Source organism: Ruegeria sp. BHSB058, assembly GCF_059613285.1.
In genome coordinates this window covers 15,754-37,895 of the sequence record NZ_JBXWSF010000037.1, presented here as the reverse complement: position 1 = coordinate 37,895, position 22,142 = coordinate 15,754, and the positions used below count along the sequence as shown (strand labels likewise).

Here is a 22,142-nt window from a genome sequence, read left to right as displayed (position 1 = left end):
GGGTCACGCCATAGACCCAGCCGGCGGGATTGAACCCTACCTTGCCGCCCAGAGCCACCGCGATGGCCTGATGCCCGAAACAGGCGCCAAAGAGGGGCTGGCGTCGGTCATGCATGTCACGGATCAGTGTGAGCAGCCTGCCGACCCAATCCTCGCTATCGCGCACCGAGGCGGGACTGCCGGTGATCAATGCCCCGTCGAACCGGGTGATGTCGTCGGGAAAGATGCCGTCCTTGACCGAAAAGACCTCGACCGTCCAGTCCGGGCGGGCGAGATGGACCAGACGTGCGAACGTCTCGCCGTCTTTCGGATGCGCCTGCGCGAAATCGCTTTCATCCGTGTTGGTCATCAAGATTGCCAGATGCATGCCTGTTGGTCCCGAACCTGTCTGTTGCCCCTTCTATGCAGGCTGCATCGCAAGGGGGCCAGCGAAAAATCCGGGTCTTGGCACCAGGTGCAGCCGGTTGCACCGTGGCCGGTTCGACGCTGCGTCGGTTTCCGGAATGCGGCTTGATCCGGGATCGCCAAAGACGCACTCTTTTTCGAAATGGAGATCCCCTGCCTATCCCGCACAACGGTTTTGCCGTCCTTGCGCCGGATCGTTGGCAGGCAACAGGAGGAGTGGCCGGATGTCCGAGGCCGTCGAATACGAACGTGTTGGGGAAATCGCGGTTCTGGGGGCCGACAACCCGCCGGTGAACGCGCTGGGCGTGGATGTGCGCCGGGGTCTTCTGGCCGGGATTGAACGTGCCGAGTCAGACGGGGCCAGGGCGGTTCTGATTTATGGCAAGGGGCGCACCTATTTTGCGGGGGCGGATATTCGCGAGTTCGGCAAGCCGCCGCAGGACCCGTGGTTGCCCGAGCTGTGCGCGCGGATCGAGTCATCGCCCTTGTTGGTGGTGTCCGCGATCCACGGTACGGCGCTGGGCGGCGGGCTGGAGGTGGCGCTGTCGACCCATTACCGGATTGCCGTTCCCTCGGCCAAGGTGGGCTTGCCCGAAGTGCATCTGGGCATATTGCCCGGCGCGGGCGGCACCCAGCGCCTGCCGCGTGTGGCGGGGGTCGAAGCGGCCCTGGACATGATCACGACGGGCCGGCATGTCCCCGCGACCGAGGCGCTGCAACTGGGGGTGATCGACAAGGTCGAGGACGGAGACCCGCGTGAGGTCGGGCTGGCCTATGCACAGGCATTGCTGGATGCCGGCGCGCCGCGCCGCGCGGTGTGTGACATGCCGGCACCATCGCCGGTCGATTTCGATGCGGTTTACCAGCAGGTCCTGAAGAAGGGGCGCGGGCAGCTGTCCCCGGCCACTGCGGTGCGGGCGGTTCAGGCGGCCTGTGAGGCGGACAGTTTCGAGGCGGGCATGAAGCGGGAACGTGAGTTGTTCAGCGAGCTGATGAACTCGGACCAGCGCGAGGGGCTGATCCACGCCTTTTTTGCCGAGCGCGCGGTGGGCAAGCTGCCGGAGCTCAAGGGGGTCGAGCCGCGCATGTTGCACGAGATCGGCGTGATCGGCGGCGGCACCATGGGGGCGGGGATCGCCACAGCGGCGCTGCTGTCGGGCCTGCCGGTGGTGATGCTGGAGATGTCGGCAGAGGCCGCCCATGCCGCCAAGGGCCGTATCGAGGCCAATCTTTCGGGCGCGCTGAAGCGGGGCAAGCTGAGCCAGGAGAAGTTCGATCACCTGTTGCAGGACGCTTTGACGCTGGCGACGGATTACGACGCTTTGAGCAATGTCGATCTGGTGATCGAGGCGGTTTTCGAGGAGATGGAGGTCAAGAAACAGGTCTTCACCCGGCTTGATGCGGTGTGCAGGCAGGGGGCGGTTCTGGCCTCGAACACCTCGTATCTGGATATCAACGAGATCGCAGCGATGACGAAGCGGCCCGGCGATGTGATCGGGTTGCATTTCTTTTCTCCCGCCCATGTCATGAAGCTGTTGGAGGTGGTGGTCGCCGACAAGACCGCTCGGGACGTGGCGGCAACAGGATTTGCGCTGGGCAAGCGGCTGGGCAAGGTGTCGGTGCGCGCGGGTGTTTGCGACGGGTTCATAGGCAACCGTATCCTGAGCACCTATCGCGCCTGCGCCGATCATATGATCCTGGACGGGGCCAGCCCCTATCAGATCGACAAGGCGCTGACCGATTTCGGCTTTGCCATGGGACCCTTCGCGGTGGCCGATCTGGCCGGGCTGGACATCGGCTGGGCCGTGCGCAAGCGCAAGCGGGCCGAGGGGATGGACCCGCGTGCGCGTGACAGTTCCTACGCCGACAAGCTGTGCGAGGCGGGGCATTTCGGGCAGAAGACCGGCAAGGGATATTATGTTTACGAGGCCGGCATACGGGGCGGCGTGCCCAACCCGGATGTGCCGCCGCTGATCGAGGCGGAACGTGCCGCGCAGGGGATCACCCCGCGTGAGTTCAGCGACGCTGAGATTGTCCGCCGTTACATGGCGGCGATGGTCAACGAGGCGGCCAAGGTCGTGGGCGAGGGCATTGCGCGCCGCCCGCTCGATGTGGATGTGACGCTGCTCTATGGTTATGGCTTCCCGCGTTATCGCGGCGGTCCGTTGAAATGGGCCGACCTGCAGGGGCTGCCCGGGCTTTTGGCCGATATCCGGCGCTATGCCCAAGAGGATGCCTTTTTCTGGCAACCCGCGCCGCTTTTGGAACAACTGGTGGCCGAGGGCCGCACATTCGATGATCTGAACAAGGAAGCTCAGTGATGAAACAAGCCGTAATCGTATCGACCGCCCGGACCGGGCTGGCCAAGTCCTTTCGAGGGTCGTTCAACATCACCCACGGCGCCACGATGGGTGGTCATGCAGTTGAGGCGGCTGTCGGGCGCGCCGGGCTGGAGGGTTCGGAAATCGAGGATTGCATCATCGGCTGCGGCTTTCCCGAAGGCGAGACCGGCAACAACATCGCGCGGCAGATCGCGATCCGGGCAGGACTGCCGGTGACGGCCTCGGGGATGACAGTGAACCGGTTCTGTTCGTCGGGGCTGCAGACCGTGGCGCTGGCGGCGCAGGCGATCACCGAAGGCGGCTCGGGGCCGATGGTGGCGGGCGGCGTCGAAAGCATCTCGATGGTGCAGCCCAAGATTCGCCCGGTGCCCGAGGCCTGGATTGCCGAGCACAAACCCGCGATCTATATGGCGATGATCGAGACCGCGGATATCGTGGCGGATCGCTATGGCGTCAGCCGCGAGTATCAGGACGAATACTCCCTGCAAAGCCAGCAGCGTATTGCCGCCGCGCAAGCCGCGGGCAAGTTCGCCGACGAGATCGTGCCGATGACCACGACGATGGCGGTCAAGGACAAGGACAGCGGCGAGGTGTCCATGCGCGAGGTCACGGTCGATCGTGACGAGTGCAACCGCCCCAACACGACGCTGGAGGGGTTGGCCAGCCTGGAACCGGTGCGGGGGCCGGGCAACTTTATCACCGCCGGCAACGCCTCGCAGCTCAGCGACGGGGCGGCGGCGGTTGTTCTGATGGAAGCCAGGGAAGCCGAGAGGCGCGGGCTGGAGCCCCTGGGCGCCTTCAAGGGGTTTGCCGTGGCGGGGTGTGAGCCCGACGAGATGGGCATTGGCCCGGTTTTTGCGGTGCCGCGCCTGCTGGAACGGCACGGGTTGAAGATCGACGATATCGACCTGTGGGAGCTGAACGAGGCCTTTGCCAGCCAGTGTCTTTACAGCCGCGACCGGCTGGGCATCGATCCCGAGAAATACAACGTCAATGGGGGCTCGATCGCCATTGGTCACCCCTTTGGCATGACCGGGGCGCGGATGACCGGGCATATCCTGCTGGAAGGCAAGCGGCGCGGCGCCAAGTTGGGTGTCGTGACCATGTGTATCGGCGGCGGCATGGGAGCGGCCGGGTTGTTCGAGATATTCTGAAGCGGAGCGGCAACGGCGCGGCCCGCCGAGGGCCGGGCGGCATCGCCGGAACGGGCGTCGCAGGAGGAGAGCGGGGATGGATCTGAACTATACCGATGAGGAACAGGCCTTTCGCGCCGAGGTGCGCGCCTTTCTGGCCGAAAAGTTGCCGCCAGAAATTTCGGCCAAGGTGCGTGCGGGAAAGAGCCTGGGCAAGGAAGGTCATGACTGGTGGCATGCGACGCTGAACGAGAAGGGGTGGCTGAACTTCAACTGGCCCGTGGAATTTGGCGGAGCGGAATGGAACGCGGTGCAACGCCATGTTTTCGAGGAAGAATGCGCAGCAGCCTATGCGCCGCGCATCGTGCCCTTTGGTCTGTCGATGCTGGGGCCGGTGCTGCAGAAATTCGGATCGAAGGCGCAGCAGGACTATTTCCTGCCGCGTATCCTGAATGGTGAGCATTGGTGGTGTCAGGGGTATTCCGAGCCGGGGGCGGGGTCGGATCTGGCCTCGCTCAAGACCCGCGCGGTGCGCGACGGCGATCATTACGTGGTCAACGGGCAGAAAACCTGGACGACGCTTGGGCAATATGCCAACTGGATCTTCTGCCTTGTGCGCACCGATCCCGAGGCCAAGCAACAGGAGGGGATCTCGTTCCTGCTGATCGACATGGCGACGCCGGGGATCGAGGTGCGGCCCATCGTGCTGCTGGATGGGTCTCCGGAAGTGAACGAAGTGTTTTTCGATGATGTCCGGGTGCCGGTGGGAAACCTTGTGGGGGAAGAGAACAAGGGCTGGACCTATGCCAAGTACCTGCTGACGCATGAGCGCACCAATATCGCGGGCGTGGGTTTCAGTCAGGCGGGGCTGGATGCGGTCAAGCGCATCGCGCGTCAGGAATGTGCGGGCGGGCGTCCGCTGATCGAAAATCCGCATTTTGCCGCCCGGCTGGCGCGGGTCGAGATCGACCTGATGGCGATGGCGACGACCAATATGCGGATCATCAGCCGGGCGGCTGCAGGGCAGGCACCGGGGGTCGAAAGCTCGATGCTTAAGGTGAAAGGGACGGTCATCCGTCAGGAGATCAATGACCTGACCCGCCGCGCGGTGGGGCCATATGCGATGCCCTTCCCGTCGGAGGCGGTGGCGGGTGCCAACGATCCCGTGGGGCCGGATTATGCCGGGCCGGTGGCGGCGCAGTATTTCAACAACCGCAAGCTGTCGATCTTTGGCGGCTCGAACGAGATACAGCGCGGGATCATCGCCAAGGTCAAGATGGGGGGCTGAGCGTCATGGATTTCGACCTGACACAAGAACGGCGGATGCTGCAGGAGACGATGCGGCGGTATCTGTCGGACAAGTACACCACTGCCACCCGCAACCGGATCATTGACAGCGACGCAGGTATGAGCGCGGAGGTCTGGGCCGGACTGGCGGAACTGGGCGTGATCGGCGCGCTGTTTTCCGAGGCAGAGGGCGGCTTTGGCGGTGCTGGATTTGATATCGCTACCGTGTTCGAAGAGCTGGGCCGCGCCGGGGTGGTCGAGCCGGTGCTGGATACCGCCCTGCTGGGTGGCGGGCTGATCGCGGCGCTGGGCAGCGACGAACAGAAGGCGCTGTTGAGGGATGTCATCGCGGGCGGGCTGCATCTGGCTTTGGCACATGGCGAACCGTCCAGCCGCTATGATCTGAGCCGGGTCGAGACCTTGGCCCGGGAGGATGGTGACGATGTGGTTCTCAGTGGCCGCAAGGCCGTCGCGATCAATGCCGAGGCTGCCGGGTATATGATCGTTTCCGCACGCGAAAGCGGTGGGTTCTTCGATCTGGACGGGATATCGTTGTTCCTGGTGCCCGCCGGGACCAAGGGTTTGAGCCTGACCGGCTACCCGATGTTCGCGGGTGGTCGCGCCGCCGATGTGACGCTGGACGATGTGCGTCTGCCGCGGACAGCGCGTCTGGGCGCCGCGGGGCAGGGGTGGGCGCCGCTGGTGCGGGCCGTGGCCTCGGCCAATGTGGCACTGGCTGCTGAAACGCTGGGCGCGATGGAAACGGCTGTAGATCTGACGCGGCAATATCTGTTGACGCGGCACCAGTTCGGCCGACCCATCGGGACGTTTCAGGCGTTGCAGCATCGCTTTGCCGACATGCTGATCGAGCTGGAGCAGGCGCGCTCGGCCGTCATCAATGCGGCGGGGCATCTGGAGGCCGAAGATCGCGACCGCCAGGTTGCCGCCGCGCGCAATCTGATTTCCCGTGTCGGGCGGCTGGTGGCCGAAGAGACCATCCAGATGCACGGGGGCATCGCGATGACGCAGGAATACGAGCTGGCCCATATCGCCAAGCGTATTGTCATGGCCGATCACCGGTTTGGCGACGAGGATTATCATCTGGAGCGATTCATTGCACTCAGCGCGGCATGACGGAGGGCGCCCGAACGTCAGGCGTTCGGGATGCCAGAACGCAATCGGGTTCGAGATTGATCTGAGCGATGCGGAAGGTCATGCGCGGTGCCATCTGGATATCCGGCCTGACCACCTGAACAGTCAGAACGTCCTGCATGGCGGGATCATCGCCATGCTGCTGGACGTGGCCTGCGGCAACACGGCCTCGGCCTGGTTCGACCGGGCGGAGCATCCGATGGTGCTGACCATTTCGTTGAACACCAGCTATGTCGCAGCCGTGAACCATGGGCGGGTGACGGCGGTTGGGCGGCCTGCGGGGGGTGGGCGCAAGCTGGCCTATGTCAATGGCGAGTTGCGTTGCGAGGATGGGCAACTGATCGCAACCGCGCAGGGGGTGTTCAAGCGTCACGCGCTGGCCAAGTGACGGTGAGCGCATTGCCGAAGGGGGCAGACAGCGATGGAAAAATGGCACGATTTTCCCGACGCGCAGGCGAAGCAGCGCCCGGACGCCCCCGCGTTCGAAGATAGTGGCAGCGCGTTCTGGACCTATCGGCAGCTGGATGACGCCATCGCCGATGCGGCGGAGTTGCTGAAGGATCGCAAGGTCAGGCCCAACGACCGGGTGATGATCCTGGCCGAAAACTGTTGCGCGGCGGTGGCGGCGTTGTTTGCCTGTTCACGGGTCGGGGCCTGTGCGGTCCCGATCAATGCGCGGCAGACCGATTCGGAAGTGCTGCGGGTGGTGGAGCATGCGCGCCCGGCCGTCACGCTCATGACTTCGGCGGCGTCCCCGGACGCGATGAGCCACGCCAACCGATTGGGGGCGCAGGCGGTGACAGGGGCGTTCGGGACCCTGCACGTGACAAACCAGTTCCCAGGCCAGCCCGATGCGGAGCTTGAGGGCGTGGCGACCATGCTGTTCACGACCGGTACCACCGGCGTGCCAAAAGGCGTGATGCTGACCCATGACAACCTGATGTTTGCCGGTCGGACGGCGGCCCGGTTTCGGGGCATGACCGAAAGGGACATTGTTTATGGTGTGCTGCCTTTGACGCATGTATTTGGTCTGGCCTCGGTGGTCACTGCGGCGACTCTGGCCGGGGCGTTGGTGCGGCTGGAGGCGCGGTTCACGGCGGCCCGGACCTATGAGGTGCTCAATTCGGGGATCACACAGTTTTCCGCCGTACCGCAGATGCATGCGTTGCTGATGCAATATGCAAAGGAACAGGGTTTCGACCATCTGCCCCGCAACACGCTGCAATATGTCTCGTCCGGTGCGGCTCCTCTGGACCCGGCGTGGAAGCGCAAGGCCGAGGCGTTTTACGGGGTTGCGATCCAGAACGGCTATGGGTTGACCGAAAGCACGGCGGCGGTGTGTGCCTCGCGTAACGAAATCGGCGACCCGGATATCTCGGTCGGCCCGCCGCTGGCCGGGATCGAGGTGCGGCTGGACGAAGCCGTTGCAGGCGCCAGAGACGGTGTGGGCGAAGTTCTGACGCGCGGACCAAATGTGATGAAGGGATATTTTCGCAATCCCGAGGCAACAGAGGCTGTGCTGGAGGATGGGTGGCTGCGGACGGGCGATCTGGGGGTTCTCGACGACCGGGGGCACCTGCACATAGTGGGACGGTGCAAGGAGCTGATCATTCATGGCGGGTTCAACGTCTATCCACCCGAGGTCGAGGCGGCGCTGAACGATCACCCCAGGGTTATCCAGTCCGCCGTGGTGGGCCGCGTCGTGGAGGGCGACGAAATGGTGGTGGCCTTTGTACAGGTCGCGCCAGGGGATGCCCCGACATCGGAAGAATTGCTGACTTTCGCGGCAGGCCGACTGGCGGGATACAAGTGTCCGTCTCAGATCGTCATCACGGAGGCCCTGCCGGCGGCCCCGACCGGAAAGATCCTCAAATACAAACTGCTGGACGTCTTCGCGGATCGACTGAGCTGAGGCCAAAGTGACGGATGCTGCCAAGCCGACTTGAGCTTGACCCTACGCCGCTCTGCAACTCATCTGAACGGATGCTACAATGGCAACAAGATCAGTTGGCAAACCATCCACAACGTGAACTTCGGCCGTGGGATGGAAACGCAACATGAAGCGAAAATTCATTGGATATATTGTCGGGATGATCGTTTCGACCACGCCTGTTTTTGCTCAAGAAACTGAAGTCGACGAGCTTTGCGTGGATCACTTTGGCGTCGGCGCCCTCGTTGAGGAAACGTGCCGTCCCTTGTCGGGGCCAAAACGAAAAATCGGACCATCTGAATTGAATTCGGCGCTGTCGGATGGTGTCGCCAACCTCAGGATTGTCTCAGACGACAACCCTGAAAAACCCTACGATCTTGCGCCGCTTTCGAGCGCAGGAAGCGTACATAGTCTTGAGCTTTTTCGCGTTGGTCCGGTCGATCTAACGCCGCTTCAGGACATGAAAGGTTTACTTCGCCTTGACCTGGCAGCCGATGCGGCGGTTGCTTTGGACCAATTGACAACCGAGCTGCCGGAACTGGCAGAACTCAGAATCTATGCCCCACGCCGCACAATCGACCTAGGCGCGTTGTCCAACATGCCCGCATTGCGGGTATTGTATGTCAAGGCAGATGCGATCACCGGACAACAAAATCTGAGCGATCTCACCCGGCTTGAGCGCGCGACTTTCGAACTCGCGGAAAACACGGAATTCTCTTCACTTGCTGAGCTTGACCAACTGAAGTGGCTCGAAATCTCCGGCACGCTCGGTCGCACAGTGCTGCATGATATCGAATTCGTTGCGCCACTTCGTTCACTGACGCATCTCGATCTGTCTACCAACGATATCGAAGATTTGCGCCCGCTTTCAGGGCTGGAAGACCTCAAACTTTTGATTTTAAGCTACAATAAAGAGCTGTCCGATATCAGCCCACTTTCAAGTCTGACGGGTTTGACCGTACTTCAACTTCGAGATACGCAAGTGTCTGATCTCGGTGCTTTGCGAAACATGAGCAAACTCGGTGTTCTTTGGCTGGACCGCACACCAGTGTCAGATATCAGCGCTCTTGCAGGTTTGAAGAGCTTGTCTGGCTTGGAGCTTAGCCGTACGCAAGTGACCGATATTGCCCCGCTGAGCCAATTGCCTCTTCGTCATCTTAGTTTGCGGGGCACAGATGTAACCGATTTCTCAGCAGTTCCGGCAGGAGTTAAGCTCAAAAAGTGAGAAACGAGACATCGCTGTCGAGATTGGTCGCGTGCAGGAACCAGTTCTTTTATGGCATTCATTGGGTTGAGTTCGTCGACGCAACCATTGGCGCGAATCCAGCGAACGACAGGCTTGTCCGCATCTTTCCAGTCCAGTTCCGGCGCAGTGAATGACGGTAACGGAAACGGCGGCGGCTCGTGTCCGCCAATGACCGGTTCGGGGACTCCTGTGGGCTGGCGAACTGTCGGCACTGAAGACGTGAAGACAGGTAGCGACTTTCTGCGTTCGAACACGCGGTACCTGCACGCCTCTCCTTCGTCCGCTTGGGCGAATTCCGGTCAGGACTGCTTGACGCTTGGGGTAGAATTGCCAGACGTCCCCGCCTCGGCTCGGCGCCCGGCCTCACGGGATGACATTTCTCGCAAGAGGGACTGCGACGTGCGGGAGCGCTCCGGGTTCCCGTGATCCTTCGAATTAGGCCCCGACGCCCTCGGCGGCCGCGCGGATGGCGCGGATGTTGGTGCCGTAGACCTCAGGGGCCGAAACCGAGCCGCCCTTGAACACCGCCGATCCGGCGACCAGAACGTCGGCCCCGGCCTGTGCCACCAGCGGTGCGGTCTTCGGGTCGACGCCGCCGTCTATCTCGATATGAACCGGGCGGTCGCCGATCATTTCTCGCAGGCGGCGGATCTTGGTCGTCATGTCGATGAATTTCTGCCCGCCGAAGCCGGGATTTACGGTCATTACGCAGATCAGATCGGTGAGATCCAGCAGGTGTTCGACCGCGTCTGCCGGGGTGCCCGGGTTCAGCGCCACGCCCGCTTTCATGCCTGCGCCACGGATGGCCTGGAGGGTGCGGTGGGTGTGCGGCCCGGCCTCGACATGGGCGGTCAGCACGTCTGCCCCGGCATCGGCATAGGCCTGGATGTAAGGATCGACCGGTGAGATCATCAGGTGCACATCCATCACTGTTTTCACATGCGGGCGGAACGCCTTGACCGCGGGTGGGCCGAAAGTCAGGTTCGGAACGAAATGGCCGTCCATCACGTCGACGTGGACCCAATCGGCCCCCTGCGCCTCGATAGCCTGAATTTCCTGTCCGAAATTGGCGAAATCGGCGGAGAGGATCGACGGGGCGATCTTGATCTTGCGGTCAAAGCTCATCGGAGACCTCGTGAGTGGTAAGAGTCGCAGCGCATATACAAGCGATCAGGCGCGAGGGATAGACCTTGTCCGAAATCACCGACCGCGACGCGATTGCGTGGGGCCTGCGGCAAGAGTAAGGATGGATCATCGCCGTGGTTTCGCGAGGCCGGCAGGAGGTGTGAGTCAGATGGATTACATTGAATGAGCAGCGGGCTGTCGCATGTGACATTCATCGTGTCCGACCTCGACCGGATGCAGGAAATTCTGGAAACGGTGTTCGAGGCGCGCTGCGTCTATGACAGCGGCGTGGCGCAGTTTTCACTGGCAGAAGAGCGGTTTTTTCTGATCGGGGACGTCTGGGTCGCGATCATGAAGGGCGATCCGTTGCCCGAGCGCAGCTATAACCACGTGGCCTTTGCCATTGCCGAGGACCAGTTCGAGGAACGCCGCAGGCGGATCGAGGCGCTGGGGCTGGACCTGCGCCCGCCGCGCCCCCGTGTCGAGGGCGAGGGGCGGTCGCTGTATTTCCACGGGCCGGACAATCATCTGTTCGAATTGCACACCGGCACGTTGCAGGAGCGGCTGCAACGGTATGCCAAGGGGAGGGAGGCCGGAGCATGACCGGATTTGTTTTTGCGGTGGTCCTGCTGGCGGCGCTGCTGCATGCGACATGGAACGCGCTGGTCAAGGGGGGAGCGGACAAGACCGCCAGCATGGCGGCGGTGGTCATGGGGCAGGGGGCGTTCGGCCTGTTGCTGCTGCCCTTTGCCGCGCCCATCGACTGGAGCTGCTGGCCTTATCTGCTGGCCGGGGTGGCATTGCATCTGGGGTATCAGTTGTTTCTGATCCAGGCCTACAAGATCGGTGATCTGACACAGGTCTATCCGATTGCCCGCGGGGCGTCGCCGCTGCTGGTGGCGCTGGGAACGGCGTTGTTTTTCGGAGCGGTTTTCAGCCAGGCCGAGCTTGCCGCGATGGCGATGATTTCGATCGGTATCGCCTCGATCGCGCTGGTGCGGCGGCAGGACGGAAATTTCAACATGCGGGCTGCAGGGCTGGCGCTGGTCACCGGGTTGTTCATCGCCTCGTATTCCATTGTCGACGGGCAGGGCGCGCGGATTGCGGGCACTGCGCTGGGCTTTTTCGGTACCCTGACAGTGGCGAATGCGGTCGGGTTTGCGGTGGTCGCCCGCGTGGCGCGGCCCGGTCTTCTGAGGCGTGCGCGCAAAATCTGGCGCCTGGCCGCCTTTGGCGGGGCGGCTTCGTTCACGGCCTACGTTCTGGTGGTCTGGGCCTTCACGCAGGCGCCGATTGCATTGGTAACGGCGCTGCGTGAGACATCGATCATCTTTGCGCTGGTTCTGGGGGTGACGTTCCTGAACGAAAAGCTGGACCTGAAGAAAGTGCTGTCGACGGCGCTGACATTGTCGGGCGCGATCCTGTTGCGCATCAGCCGGATATGATGGCGTCAGGCGGGAAACGTCTGCACTCAGCCTGAGAGGGGAAAGCGTTTGATCAGGCGAAACAACCCGTCCTCGGTCTCGCCGACCAGAGCGATGTCCCGGAGGCGGAATGGGCTGGGCAGCACCGACCCGATCCGGCTTTGCAATTCGGCCTGAACCGGAGAGAGCAGCGCCTTGGGCAGTTTCCCCGTGAGTGTGATATGAAACCGGAATGCGCCCATTACATACGGATAGCCCCAGGTTTCGAGGTTTGCTTGCAGCGCGGGTTTTAGGCCTTCGCCGCGCCTTTGGCGTTCGGCTCCGTCAAGGGGCGCGCGAAAGCGGTCGAGGTCGCGCACGCAGGCAGCGGCGAGAGCGTTCAGATCAGCGGTGTCCCCAACCGGGCACAGGGCCAGAAAGCGGCCCATCCGCACAAGTTCCAACCCTTGTGCACTGACCGTGGGTCGGGTTGCCGCGAAATGGGCGCAAGCCTCCTTCAACTCGGATGTGCTGTGGGGTGACGCCAGTCGAAACGGGGGTTTCAGCGTCGCGTGAAGCCCGTATTTACGCGGAGTTTCTGTGATGTCGGCGATATCGATGCCGTCCAGGTACGGATGTGCGACATGCGCTCCGCTCGTGATGTCCCGGCCGAGCCAGGCGGTGGCGGCGCTGGACCATTCCTCGCCCGAGGGTGGCAGGTAGTAGATTGCGTAGCGACTGAATGTCATGCCGCGTCCTTGTCAGGTGCGATAGAACATATACCTGCCCGGTGCGATGGTCGCGGGGCCTGTGATCTGGTCGAACCCGACCAGAGGTTGCCCCGAGATCAGCAGGCCGCCGGGGACCATCACTTGCGCGATCAGTGGGCTGAGGCGGGCGGCCTCGGCCACGTCGTCCTGTTTGATGCCCATGCCGAAATCGTAATGGGCCAACGCGATCCGCCGACCTTCGGTGACGAGGCGCTGCAGCATCGGTTCGGCCTCGCCCTGCAGGAAATCCTGTTCCGGCGGCACGCAGGAGGGGTGGCACTGCAGCACCCGGTCCATCACCCAGATCCGGCGGTCGGGCAGAATTTCGCGCAGGTGATCATAGGTGCGCCCGTTCCCCAGCCCCATGTCCAGAACGTCGCCCTCAAGATCGCGGATCTGCCCTGCGGCCCAGTTCAGCCCGTCGCGCTGGGCGGTCAGGCGGCGCAGCATGGAATCCAGTCGGCTCATCAAGGTCTCCTTGGCGTTTCAGTCGCGTGGCGCGGTCCAGATCCGGACCGGTCCCTGCATCAGGCGTTCGATCAGGCCCTGGGTAAAGGCCCAGATGTCTTGATCATGCACGAGGTGGTGGGTCAACAGGCCGAAGGGTTCGGTATTGTCCACAGCCCCCCTTCGCCGGGCCTGAAGCAGACTCACAAGATGGGCGATCAGCGTGTCGGGATCGGCCAGGCTGCGTGTCCCGTGCCAGTCGATCGGGTCGAGATGGGTGTTGACCTGCTCCAGTCCCGGCGCGGGATGTGTGGCCGTGCGCGGGGTGGACGTGGACAGAAAGCAGTATCCCAGTGCGGGAAGCTGTTTGACGACCTGGGGCGCGATGCGGTTCCAGGGCGGCACGAACATCGGCATCAGGGCCGGGCCGAAGAGCGTGCGCAATCGGGTCAGCCCGCGTTCTGCATCCGCAACGATGTCCGAGGTTGGGCGGTGCAGGCGGAACTCGGCCTTCTTTTCGGTCTGCGGGGCGTGGTTTTTGTGCGCCCAGCCGTGCACGACCGGGATCAGCGCCGGTTGCTCGGCAAGGGCGGATGCCAAAGTGTCTTGCGCCGTATGGGGGATGACGGCCAGATGTACCGGCAGGCCATATTGAGCCGACAGATCTGCAAGCCGGTCCAGTTGCGGGTTGGGCGCGGTGGCGTCGTCATCGCGCCACCACAGCGGCAGGGTCAGGCCGTCGCCGTGCCAGCGGGCAAATTCGCTATCCAGAGGTGTCCAATCCGGGGTCATCGTGTCACCTTTGCCAGATCTTCGGCGATGGCGACAGTGCGCGCAGCGCCATCGAAGGACAAGCCGAGATCGGGGCGGGGGCCGGAGGCGATCACCTTTTCGACCGAGCTGGCCAGCAGGTCGCCGGACAGGGCGGTGCTTTTGATCACCTCGACTGCGGGCAGATGTGACAGGCTTTGCGCGCGCAGCCCCTGTTCGACTTCCTTGCCGTCGTCGAAGGGGATGAAAACCGCGGGCACGCCGCATTGCAGGACATCGAGTGTGGTGTTGTAGCCGCACATGCTGACCGATGCCGCGGCGTGGCACAGCATCTGGCGGAAATCGGGTCGGGCAGGTTCGATCAGGATTGGTATTTCGCCTGCCAATGCTTCAAGATCGGCAATCCTCTGGCCTGTATCGCGCCCACCAACCAACAGGCGCCAGCGCCTGTTGGTCATCTTTCGGGCGGCCTCGATGGCGGCCTGAAAGATCGGCTGCCCGACCGGGCCGCCGCCCGCGCTGACAATGATTTCGCCTGCGCCCGCCGTTTGCGGGTGCTGCTTCGCCGGGGCCGGAGCGACGTAGCCTGTGTAGTGCAGGCGTTGGGACAAAGCTTTGGACACGGGCCAACTGGCCTCCAGCCGGGTGGATCGGAGATCGGAGTGGACCAGTACACCGTCGTAGTAACGTTGAATCACCGCATCGGCGCGTTCTGCCTTTGAGGGTTTGGACGGTGGCGCCAGGATGTCCCGGATCGAGGCGAGGATGGCGGGACGCGGCGAGAGTTCATTCGCGGTTTGCAATAACGCCTCGAACTCCGGCGCCAGCGACCTGCGGCCAAAGGGATAAAGTTCGGTGATCAGGATGTCGGGGGCAAAGCGGCTGACGGCGGCCATCAGCGCCTGAATGCGGGCCTTCAAATAGCTTTCGTCGGCGCGCGTTCCGACTTCGGTCAGAAGGCGGGTGAAGTCCGTCCCGTCCGACCGCAGTGGCGGCAGATTGAACAGGTCCAGCCCGGCACTGTCGAGTTGCGGCGCGGGCATCCCGCCGGAGACGACAAAGACCTTATGGTTTGCCTTGCGAAAAGCATGACCGAGGGTAAGCGCACGGCTCAGGTGCCCGGTACCCAGAAGATGGGTAACGGCGATCATCACTTTCATGCTGCGCCTCCGGCTTGCAGCAGGCGGACCGGTTCCGGCTCGGGCCGCATATCGCCCAGATGAACGATAAAAAGACGGTTGCGCTTGATCTTGAAGGGGGCGGGACCGCGAAAGTTCCAGCCCCACGCACGCGCCAGAATCACACGCATGATGCCAATATGACAGACCGCAACGGTGTCGCCGGTGAGGCGCGCCAGCCAGGGTTGCAGACGATCGCCGACCTCGGCGGGGCTTTCGCCGGAGGGCGGGCGGAAATCCCAGCTCCACTCCTCGATATGGCGATAGCCGCTTTGTGGGTCGGCTATCAGGTCGGCGCCGCGTTTGCCTTCGAACGCGCCCCAGTTCATTTCGATCAGTTCGGGGGCGAGGCGCGGTTCCTTTCCTGAAACGATGCTTGCGGTTTCGCGGGCGCGCGACAGAGGGCTGGACCACAGATCCGCCTCTGCCCACTCTTCGGGCAGGCGGTACCCGGCCAGTTCCTGCCGCGCCTGAGCGTCGAGCGGGATGTCGCTGCGGCCTTGAATGCGACCCGCGCGGTTCCATTCGGTATGGCCGTGGCGGAGGAGGGCTAGGCGCGTCATCCCTGCGCCCCCAACAAGGGCCGGACGGCGGACCAGAAGGTTTCCGTGGCGGCGGGCATCAGGTGGTGGGCTTGGACATGGGCGCGGGACTTGGCGCCTGTCTCGCGCCGCAGGTCGGCATTGCGAAGAAGGGTTTCAAGCGCGCGCACCAGTGCTTTCGGGCCGCCTTCGATCGTCGGGTATTCACCGGGCAGCAGCACGTCCCGTACACCGGGGCGATCCTGCGCCACCACGGGCAGAGCCGCAGCCTGCGCTTCGAGGTAGACCATGCCATAGGCTTCGTTCACGCCGGGCCAGAAAAATAGTGAAGCATTTGAGTAGGCGGCTTGCATGGCGGCCCTGTCCAGCTGGCCCAGAAACCGCACCCGCCCCTCGAATGGCGCCATCAGCGCTTCGACCTCGGGCCGGGTCGGACCGTCGCCTGCGATGTGCAGCTGCCAGTCGCCTTGCAGCAGGGAAAGTGTTTGCGCAATGAGTTCGTAGGAGTGCAGCTTGTCACCATGGCGCATCATTCCGGTGGCCAACATCGGCCCCACACAATCCGATCTCGGGGGGGCGGCGGCGTAGGGCAGAAAAGGCGGCAGCGACACCAGATCTTGCCCGGCGATCCGGTCCCGGTTCAGTGCAAAATGGTCGTTTTCGGTGTGATAGAATATGATCCGCGCCGCGTCGCAGGCGTCATGCGCGGCCTTGGCGAATTCCGACCATGGTCCGGTCAGTCGTTTATTGGCCCGTGTGCTTTCCAGCTGCACATAGGGGATGTTGCGCGCGCGACATACTTCGGGTCCGATGAGATCGGGGGACTTGTAGTAGTTGTGATAGGTCACCCAGAGGGAGACCTCGGGGGGCAGGGTTTGCGCGAGGCGAAGGGATTCGAGTTTGGCGGCCTGACGCAGCTCGTGCTGGACCATTGCGTTGCCGTGCTTGTCATGAATTTTCAGCTCGGACACCAGCTCGACCCGGGCACCGTTTGCGCCGATGGCCGCCATCAGATTGCGGGCCATTGCCCGGTCTCCGGAGGGCACCGGGCTGTTGGGAGATTTCAAGGGGGCATAGAACGCGACATGGGTCATGCCGGTACGGTCCCGCAGAGGGTGTGCAGACGCCGGGACAGGCGCGCGATACCGGGGGCCATCCCGAACTCGGCCACCAGCCGGGCGCGGGCGGCCTGTGCCATATGGGCCGCCTTTTGCGGCTCTGAGGCAAGTGACACCATCGCCGCGGCCAGCGCTTCGGGGGCGTCGTCGGACAGGGTGCCGTGTGTGCCGGAAACGATGAATTCCGGAATGGCGGACACGGGTGTGGCCAGAATGGGCAGCAGTTGCGATGCCGCCTCCATCAGCACGTTGGGCAGGCCGTCGCGGTCGCCATCCGCAGCGATCCGGCTGGGCAGCACGAACAGATCGGCCTGCCGCATCGCTTCGATGACTTCGGGCTGGTTGCAGGCCCCGCGCCAGTCGATGCGGCCGGTCAAGTCCAGTTCTCTGGCGCGGCGCTTGAATTTCTCACTTGATCCGCCGCCGCCGATATGGACCCAGCGCCAGTCGAGCGTATCGGGCAACAGGGAAAGGGCGGTAATCAGGCGGTCAAACCCCTTTTTCTCGACCAGGCGGCCGACCGACAGCATCGTGAACGGGGCATCGGGTGCGCGCTCTTGGCGCGTCGGGGGGGCGGGGAACCGCGACAGGTCAAGCCCGTGATAGATCAGATCGACCCGCCCCGGATCGTCGGCCAGACCGCGCAGGTGTCGGGCGCCGATTCCCGTGCAGGTGGCGCCGAAGGTGGCCCCAAAGCTGTCGGCATGGAGTTTTTCGCGCTTTTCCCAATCCGGCGAGGTCCAGATATCCTTGGCATGCGCGGAAAAGCTCCACGGGATATCGCGCATGATCGCGGCATATCGTGCAACCGAAGAGGGCGTGTGCAGAAAATGCGCATAAAGCGCCCCGGTTCCCGGGGATAGTTCGGCGGCCAGAACACAGGCCTGCCCGAAGCGGCGTATGCGGTTATGAGTCGGATCACGAACCAGATCCTTGCGCCAGATTTCATATGCCGTCGCATAGCCGGGCAATCGTTGGGCGATCGCGCGGGCTTTCCACACGCGCTCAGGCTCTTCGTAGAGGTATTCGGGCAGGTAGTGGACCGGGGCCTTGAGGGCTTCGTGCAGTGGGTGACGTTTGATGTCAGTGGGGTGGCGAAGCGACCAGATGGCAAACTGGTGTCCGGCCTGTTCCAGCGCGACCAGTTCCTGAGCGATGAACGTTTCCGAAAGGCGGGGCCAGCCTTTGACCAGCACCGCCAATTTGGGCTGTGGGCCGGTCATCCCGTGGCTCGTTCCCTGACTCGGCCCAGCATCACATTCACGCGGTGCGTGACATAGTCGAGCCCGTCAAGCAGCCCGTCACCGATGGCCTCGGAGGGTAACGGCAGGGATGGCAGATTCCGGATGGCGTTGACCATCGACGCGGCGGACAGGCCGTCGCGGCTTTCGTCCAGCATCTGAACGAGCCCCAGTTCTTCGGCCCGCGAGGCGCGAATCCATTGTTCAAGACGGGGCACGGTGCGCGGCACGATAACGGCGCGCTTGTCAAAGGACAGAACCTCGCAAAAGGTGTTGTAGCCCCCCATGCAGACAACGCCGGCTGCACCGGCAAACAGCGTTTCGATCTGGGATTCGAAGCCGACGGCGGTCACGCGCCCGTTCAGCCGGGCAACCCGCGCTTCGAACTCGGCCCGCAATTCGCCCGACAGGAACGGGCCATAGACGAGTATCGCGCGGGGTTCGAGCGTGGTGTCCTTTTCATAGGCGGACAGGACGAGATCGACCATCGCCCGGCCATCGCCGCCGCCGCCGGGCGTGATCAGGATGTAGGGTTGCGGCGGGGGCGGGCCGATCGGACCGAGATCGCGGCGCAGATAGCCTGTCCAGTGCATGCGCGATTGCGCGCGCGCGCTCAGCGGCAGGCCTGCAGTAGGGTCATAAATCGACCGGAGCCCGTAGACCCAGATCTCGTCATAGTATGTCTCGGTGGCCTCGACGGCTTCCTTGCGCGCCCATTCGGCGGCCAGAACGGCGGGTTCGTCCAGGACATCGCGCAGGCCGAGAACCATTTTTGCGGTTCCCTGCTGTTGTAGCATGCCGAGTGTGGGCAGCAGTTCACCGCGAAACCCGGTGGGTTCCTTGTCGACGACCAGAACGTCGGGCTGATACTGTTTGACGGCGGTCCGGATCAGGCTGGAGCGCAGCTCGGTCACGTCGTCGATGCCCATGCCGATGGTTTGCGACGCATAGGACCCGTCGGCAAGCTTGGTAACGCCGGGCAGGCGCACGTGGTCGACGCGGCGAGGGAAGGTAAATCGCCCGGCCACCGGTGAGCCGGTCAGGATCAAGGCCGAAGCCTGACTGTCGGATGCGGTGATGGCGGATGCAAGCGCGCGTGAGCGCCGCAGATGCCCAAGCCCGAACGTATCGTGGCTGTAGAACATGATGCGTGGGGCGCGGCAGGCTGGGTATGCGTTACTTTTCTTGTTCATACCATGTAACAGGTTTCGAGTTCCGATCCGGGGGCCGCGCGCCTGTCCCTCATAGCGCAGGTTTTTCCGGAATTCCCGTGGCAGGCTTGCCGGGAAATGTCCGTTTTGACCGACCATTGCGAAAAGGCAACAGAGTTGCGCCTTTGAAGGGTCGAAACGCCGAAAAAACGCAAGCGAACCGAGTGTCTTTGACCGGCCATCCTGAGATTTGCGATGTCGCGCATTCTGATCAAGCGTCCATACCCCGTTGCCGCAATCCTTTGATACATGCAGATTTGTTTTGCCGCCAGTGTCGGAACAGTGTTTCTGCTATGGTCATATTCAAATCATGCGACGTTGAAAACACGATTGTCAAAAGCATGATTTCAAAGGCACATGACGACACGATTGCGCGAAAACATCACCTAGCCATTTGAACGCCGAAGCCGTGTCCTGTAGCGTACCGCGAACACTAGGAACTGGATGCAAATCCCAATGAGACCACTGTTTCTTCTCAACCTGATCCTGACAATCTGGGTCACGGTCGCGGCATTTATCGGCGCTGCTGCGGCGCAAACGTCGCTATTGCCGGGTTATGGCGGTTCAGAAGACACAACCAGCCAGTCGGATACGGAAGGCGACATCGCCGCCGCCATCCGGGCAGCAACAGAGGCTGGGGCCAGCGTCATCGTCATTGACAGTGCCGGCAAAGTGGTTTCATCGGCCGCAGAAACACCGACCGACGCAGCCGCGAGCAACCCGATGGGCGACGGATCGCAGTTGATGAAGGCGCAGGCGCGGTTTTCAGAGTTCCGTGCCTCCTTGGAATCCCGGCTGGAAGCGTTGCCCTATTCCGTGTTCGAGGTGCAGTACATCCTGCGCGAGACCAGCCCCGACGGGCGCATTCTGACCTATGTCGAGGTTCTGGCCTGGAACCTGTTGTTCCTGCTGATCGGCCGGTGGTTGTCGATCGAGATTTACGGCAAACGCATCGCGCGCCGAATTGTCGTCGCGCGGATCAAGGACAATCCGGTCGGGTACAAGGAAAAAATGCCGTTCCTGGTCTTCCGTTTTGTCATGGGAGTGGGGGCCACCGTCTTTGCCATGGTGATGGCACTGATCGTGGGATATCTGGTGTTTGGCCGGGCCGAGGACATTTCGGTCCAGTTTACCGTGACGGCGATCTTCACCGCGTTCTTCCTGGCGCGCACGGTATCCGATCTGTGGCGCATGGTGCTGTCGCCGTTCCTCAGCCAGTATCGTTTGCCGCCGTTTTCCGACCGGGATGCCAAGCGACTCTATATCTGGGCGTCGACGCTTGCGACCTATGACATCGCGGTGGTTCTGTTTTCGACCTGGGTCGCGGATTTCGGGCTCAACTACAACGTCTATGCGATGGTCTATGGCAGCCTGACGGCGGTTGGCGCGCTGGGCAATATCCTTATGGTGCTGTTCAATGCGCGCGCCATCTCGAACGCGATCCGGGGCGGGCGCGGCCCCGATCAGGTGTCGTGGCTGTTGCGGTTCGTCTCCTTTGGCTGGGCGCCGGTCGTGGTGCTTTACATCCTCTTCAGCTGGTTCGAACTGGCGGTTGACCTTGTGCTTGAACATCCCGTGTCGATCCCGCTGGTGGCCGGTACCTATGCGGTCTTCATGTCGGTGGTGATCGTTTACGGGGCGATGAACTATTTTCTGGAACGGTATTTCGACCGGTCGCGCCAGATCGACGTGATGAAGGCCACTCCGGATGATGAGGAGGACGCCGCGGCGGAGGTATACGAAAGGGTAGAGCCCGAACGACACGTCATCGCGACATATGAAGATCTGGCGCGCCGCGTGGCAGGTATTCTTGCCTTTGTCGTGGGTATCTATGCACTGGCTTCGATCTGGTATCCCGAGGGGCATTGGGCGGATGACTTGCCGGTGGGACGCGCGCTGGACGTGATGGTGATCCTGTTCATCGGTTATGTTCTGTTCCATTTCTTCCGTATCTGGATCGACAGCAAGATCGCCGAAGAAGTTGAAGACGGTGCGCAGGAGGTGGCGCCCGGAGACGAGGGCGGTGAGGCGGGGCAAAGCCGGCTGGCGACGTTGCTGCCCCTGTTCCGTGGTGCGATCCTGGCGGTTGTGGTCGTGACCATCGCGCTTATTGCGTTGATGGAGCTTGGCATCAATGTCAGCCCGCTGTTCGCGGGCGCCGGTGTGGTCGGTCTGGCTGTTGGTTTCGGCGCACAGACGCTGGTACGCGACATCTTTTCCGGCGCGTTCTTCCTGATCGACGATGCGTTCCGCAAGGGTGAATACATCGATATCGGAGACGTGAAGGGGACAGTCGAGAAGATCTCGGTGCGCTCGTTCCAGCTGCGCCACCATCTGGGCGCGCTCAACACCATTCCCTTTGGCGAGATCAAGGTGCTGACCAACTATTCGCGCGACTGGGTGATCATGAAACTGCCGTTGCGCGTGACCTATGACACCGATGTCGAGAAGGTGCGCAAGCTGATCAAGAAACTGGGGGTTCAGTTGCTGGACGATCCGGTGATCGGCGAGAACTTCATCCAGCCGCTGAAATCCCAGGGCGTGATCGAGATGCAGGATTCGGCGATGATCATCCGGGTCAAGTTCATGACCAAACCGGGCGACCAGTGGCTGGTGCGTAAGAGGGTTTATCAAGAGATTCGCGAGTTGTTCGCGCGTGAGGGGATCAGATTTGCCCATCGTGAGGTGACTGTGCGGCTAGCCGATGACAAGAGCCCCGAGGACCTGACCCCGAAACAGCGCGAGGCGGTGACCGGCGCGGTGCAGGCGGCGATCGACGAGGATTATCTGGACGATATCGGCCCCGGCGGCAGCGGCGACGACCGCTAGTGGCGGGCGCTC

General features: G+C 62.7%; 20 protein-coding genes. 10 read left to right on the top strand and 10 right to left on the bottom strand.

Translation table 11 applies throughout. From position 1 onward, the window contains the following. Positions 1-367, bottom strand: a 367-nt coding sequence (locus AC2FNB_RS11370; RefSeq protein WP_496746388.1) for a glutamine amidotransferase-related protein, incomplete at its 3' end; no start/stop codon positions are given. Between the two features lie 262 nt (positions 368-629). Between AC2FNB_RS11370 and AC2FNB_RS11365 the strand changes: the two genes are divergently transcribed. The 7 genes from AC2FNB_RS11365 (at position 630) to AC2FNB_RS11335 (ending at position 9,474) form a co-directional block, all read left to right on the top strand. Then, positions 630-2,726 carry a 3-hydroxyacyl-CoA dehydrogenase NAD-binding domain-containing protein gene (locus AC2FNB_RS11365; protein WP_496746386.1) on the top strand — a complete coding sequence of 699 codons (2,097 nt, stop codon included), beginning with the start codon at positions 630-632 and terminating at the stop codon, positions 2,724-2,726. Beyond that, positions 2,726-3,901 carry an acetyl-CoA C-acyltransferase gene (locus tag AC2FNB_RS11360; protein WP_496746384.1) on the top strand — a complete coding sequence of 392 codons (1,176 nt, stop codon included), beginning with the start codon at positions 2,726-2,728 and terminating at the stop codon, positions 3,899-3,901. Before AC2FNB_RS11365 ends, AC2FNB_RS11360 begins: the two co-directional genes overlap by 1 nt. A gap of 76 nt (positions 3,902-3,977) precedes the next feature. Further along, complete coding sequence (locus AC2FNB_RS11355) at positions 3,978-5,168, top strand: acyl-CoA dehydrogenase family protein (RefSeq protein ID WP_480747951.1); 1,191 nt, start codon at positions 3,978-3,980, stop codon at positions 5,166-5,168. Positions 5,169-5,173: 5 nt separating this feature from the next. Further along, entirely contained in the window at positions 5,174-6,301 is a 1,128-nt protein-coding gene (locus AC2FNB_RS11350) for an acyl-CoA dehydrogenase family protein (protein ID WP_496746382.1), read from the top strand. Then, the gene (locus AC2FNB_RS11345) at positions 6,282-6,707 is read left to right on the top strand and encodes a PaaI family thioesterase (protein WP_480747949.1); all 426 of its coding nucleotides are present in this window, start codon (positions 6,282-6,284) and stop codon (positions 6,705-6,707) included. The genes AC2FNB_RS11350 and AC2FNB_RS11345 overlap by 20 nt, the downstream gene beginning before the upstream one ends. Positions 6,708-6,740: 33 nt before the next feature. Then, positions 6,741-8,231 (top strand): class I adenylate-forming enzyme family protein, encoded by a 1,491-nt coding sequence (locus AC2FNB_RS11340; RefSeq protein WP_496746380.1) that lies wholly within the window; start codon positions 6,741-6,743, stop codon positions 8,229-8,231. Between the two features lie 145 nt (positions 8,232-8,376). Further along, positions 8,377-9,474 (top strand): leucine-rich repeat domain-containing protein, encoded by a 1,098-nt coding sequence (locus tag AC2FNB_RS11335; RefSeq protein WP_496746378.1) that lies wholly within the window; start codon positions 8,377-8,379, stop codon positions 9,472-9,474. 456 nt (positions 9,475-9,930) lie between these two features. Here the strand turns inward: AC2FNB_RS11335 and rpe are convergent, their stop codons facing one another. Beyond that, complete coding sequence (gene rpe, locus AC2FNB_RS11330) at positions 9,931-10,620, bottom strand: ribulose-phosphate 3-epimerase (RefSeq protein ID WP_496746376.1); 690 nt, start codon at positions 10,618-10,620, stop codon at positions 9,931-9,933. 183 nt (positions 10,621-10,803) lie between these two features. On the opposite strand from rpe, the gene fosX reads away from it, so the two are divergent. Beyond that, positions 10,804-11,223 carry a FosX/FosE/FosI family fosfomycin resistance hydrolase gene (fosX, locus tag AC2FNB_RS11325; protein WP_480747945.1) on the top strand — a complete coding sequence of 140 codons (420 nt, stop codon included), beginning with the start codon at positions 10,804-10,806 and terminating at the stop codon, positions 11,221-11,223. Then, the gene (locus tag AC2FNB_RS11320; protein ID WP_496746374.1) at positions 11,220-12,065 is read left to right on the top strand and encodes an EamA family transporter; all 846 of its coding nucleotides are present in this window, start codon (positions 11,220-11,222) and stop codon (positions 12,063-12,065) included. Before fosX ends, AC2FNB_RS11320 begins: the two co-directional genes overlap by 4 nt. 26 nt (positions 12,066-12,091) lie before the next feature. Here the strand turns inward: AC2FNB_RS11320 and AC2FNB_RS11315 are convergent, their stop codons facing one another. Genes AC2FNB_RS11315 through AC2FNB_RS11280 form a run of 8 tightly spaced genes read right to left on the bottom strand, consistent with a single transcriptional unit; the run spans position 12,092 to position 19,283 of the window. Next, entirely contained in the window at positions 12,092-12,772 is a 681-nt protein-coding gene (locus tag AC2FNB_RS11315) for a DUF1045 domain-containing protein (protein ID WP_496746373.1), read from the bottom strand. Positions 12,773-12,784: 12 nt separating this feature from the next. Then, on the bottom strand, positions 12,785-13,261 hold the full coding sequence (locus AC2FNB_RS11310) for a class I SAM-dependent methyltransferase (protein WP_496746372.1): 477 nt from the start codon (positions 13,259-13,261) through the stop codon (positions 12,785-12,787). Positions 13,262-13,279: 18 nt separating this feature from the next. Next, positions 13,280-14,032, bottom strand: coding sequence for a polysaccharide deacetylase family protein (locus AC2FNB_RS11305; protein ID WP_496746370.1), 753 nt, complete (start codon positions 14,030-14,032; stop codon positions 13,280-13,282). Next, positions 14,029-15,171 (bottom strand): glycosyltransferase family protein, encoded by a 1,143-nt coding sequence (locus tag AC2FNB_RS11300; RefSeq protein WP_496746369.1) that lies wholly within the window; start codon positions 15,169-15,171, stop codon positions 14,029-14,031. Before AC2FNB_RS11300 ends, AC2FNB_RS11305 begins: the two co-directional genes overlap by 4 nt. Further along, positions 15,168-15,752 carry a histidine phosphatase family protein gene (locus AC2FNB_RS11295; protein WP_480747939.1) on the bottom strand — a complete coding sequence of 195 codons (585 nt, stop codon included), beginning with the start codon at positions 15,750-15,752 and terminating at the stop codon, positions 15,168-15,170. The genes AC2FNB_RS11300 and AC2FNB_RS11295 overlap by 4 nt, the downstream gene beginning before the upstream one ends. Then, the gene (locus tag AC2FNB_RS11290; RefSeq protein WP_496746367.1) at positions 15,749-16,825 is read right to left on the bottom strand and encodes a glycosyltransferase family 4 protein; all 1,077 of its coding nucleotides are present in this window, start codon (positions 16,823-16,825) and stop codon (positions 15,749-15,751) included. Before AC2FNB_RS11290 ends, AC2FNB_RS11295 begins: the two co-directional genes overlap by 4 nt. Further along, a complete protein-coding gene (locus AC2FNB_RS11285; protein ID WP_496746365.1) occupies positions 16,822-18,072 on the bottom strand; it encodes a glycosyltransferase family 4 protein in 1,251 nt (416 codons plus the stop codon). The genes AC2FNB_RS11290 and AC2FNB_RS11285 overlap by 4 nt, the downstream gene beginning before the upstream one ends. After that, positions 18,069-19,283 carry a glycosyltransferase family protein gene (locus AC2FNB_RS11280; RefSeq protein WP_480747936.1) on the bottom strand — a complete coding sequence of 405 codons (1,215 nt, stop codon included), beginning with the start codon at positions 19,281-19,283 and terminating at the stop codon, positions 18,069-18,071. Before AC2FNB_RS11280 ends, AC2FNB_RS11285 begins: the two co-directional genes overlap by 4 nt. A 474-nt stretch (positions 19,284-19,757) precedes the next feature. Here AC2FNB_RS11280 and AC2FNB_RS11275 point away from each other — a divergent pair, with 474 nt between their 5' ends. Further along, a complete protein-coding gene (locus AC2FNB_RS11275) occupies positions 19,758-22,130 on the top strand; it encodes a mechanosensitive ion channel family protein (RefSeq protein ID WP_480747935.1) in 2,373 nt (790 codons plus the stop codon). Positions 22,131-22,142 lie beyond the last annotated feature (12 nt).

Excerpts from the sequence above, each read along its gene's own strand:
- AC2FNB_RS11320 (WP_496746374.1), top strand. The coding sequence starts at position 11,220 with ATGACCGGATTTGTTTTTGCGGTGGTCCTGCTGGCGGCGCTGCTGCAT.
- AC2FNB_RS11285 (WP_496746365.1), bottom strand. The coding sequence starts at position 18,072 with ATGACCGGCCCACAGCCCAAATTGGCGGTGCTGGTCAAAGGCTGGCCC.
- fosX (WP_480747945.1), top strand. The coding sequence starts at position 10,804 with ATGAGCAGCGGGCTGTCGCATGTGACATTCATCGTGTCCGACCTCGAC.
- AC2FNB_RS11360 (WP_496746384.1), top strand. The coding sequence starts at position 2,726 with ATGAAACAAGCCGTAATCGTATCGACCGCCCGGACCGGGCTGGCCAAG.
- AC2FNB_RS11355 (WP_480747951.1), top strand. The coding sequence starts at position 3,978 with ATGGATCTGAACTATACCGATGAGGAACAGGCCTTTCGCGCCGAGGTG.
- AC2FNB_RS11275 (WP_480747935.1), top strand. The coding sequence starts at position 19,758 with ATGAGACCACTGTTTCTTCTCAACCTGATCCTGACAATCTGGGTCACG.
- AC2FNB_RS11310 (WP_496746372.1), bottom strand. The coding sequence starts at position 13,261 with ATGAGCCGACTGGATTCCATGCTGCGCCGCCTGACCGCCCAGCGCGAC.
- rpe (WP_496746376.1), bottom strand. The coding sequence starts at position 10,620 with ATGAGCTTTGACCGCAAGATCAAGATCGCCCCGTCGATCCTCTCCGCC.
- AC2FNB_RS11340 (WP_496746380.1), top strand. The coding sequence starts at position 6,741 with ATGGAAAAATGGCACGATTTTCCCGACGCGCAGGCGAAGCAGCGCCCG.
- AC2FNB_RS11350 (WP_496746382.1), top strand. The coding sequence starts at position 5,174 with ATGGATTTCGACCTGACACAAGAACGGCGGATGCTGCAGGAGACGATG.
- AC2FNB_RS11290 (WP_496746367.1), bottom strand. The coding sequence starts at position 16,825 with ATGACCCATGTCGCGTTCTATGCCCCCTTGAAATCTCCCAACAGCCCG.
- AC2FNB_RS11365 (WP_496746386.1), top strand. The coding sequence starts at position 630 with ATGTCCGAGGCCGTCGAATACGAACGTGTTGGGGAAATCGCGGTTCTG.
- AC2FNB_RS11280 (WP_480747936.1), bottom strand. The coding sequence starts at position 19,283 with ATGAACAAGAAAAGTAACGCATACCCAGCCTGCCGCGCCCCACGCATC.
- AC2FNB_RS11295 (WP_480747939.1), bottom strand. The coding sequence starts at position 15,752 with ATGACGCGCCTAGCCCTCCTCCGCCACGGCCATACCGAATGGAACCGC.
- AC2FNB_RS11335 (WP_496746378.1), top strand. The coding sequence starts at position 8,377 with ATGAAGCGAAAATTCATTGGATATATTGTCGGGATGATCGTTTCGACC.
- AC2FNB_RS11305 (WP_496746370.1), bottom strand. The coding sequence starts at position 14,032 with ATGACCCCGGATTGGACACCTCTGGATAGCGAATTTGCCCGCTGGCAC.
- AC2FNB_RS11300 (WP_496746369.1), bottom strand. The coding sequence starts at position 15,171 with ATGAAAGTGATGATCGCCGTTACCCATCTTCTGGGTACCGGGCACCTG.
- AC2FNB_RS11315 (WP_496746373.1), bottom strand. The coding sequence starts at position 12,772 with ATGACATTCAGTCGCTACGCAATCTACTACCTGCCACCCTCGGGCGAG.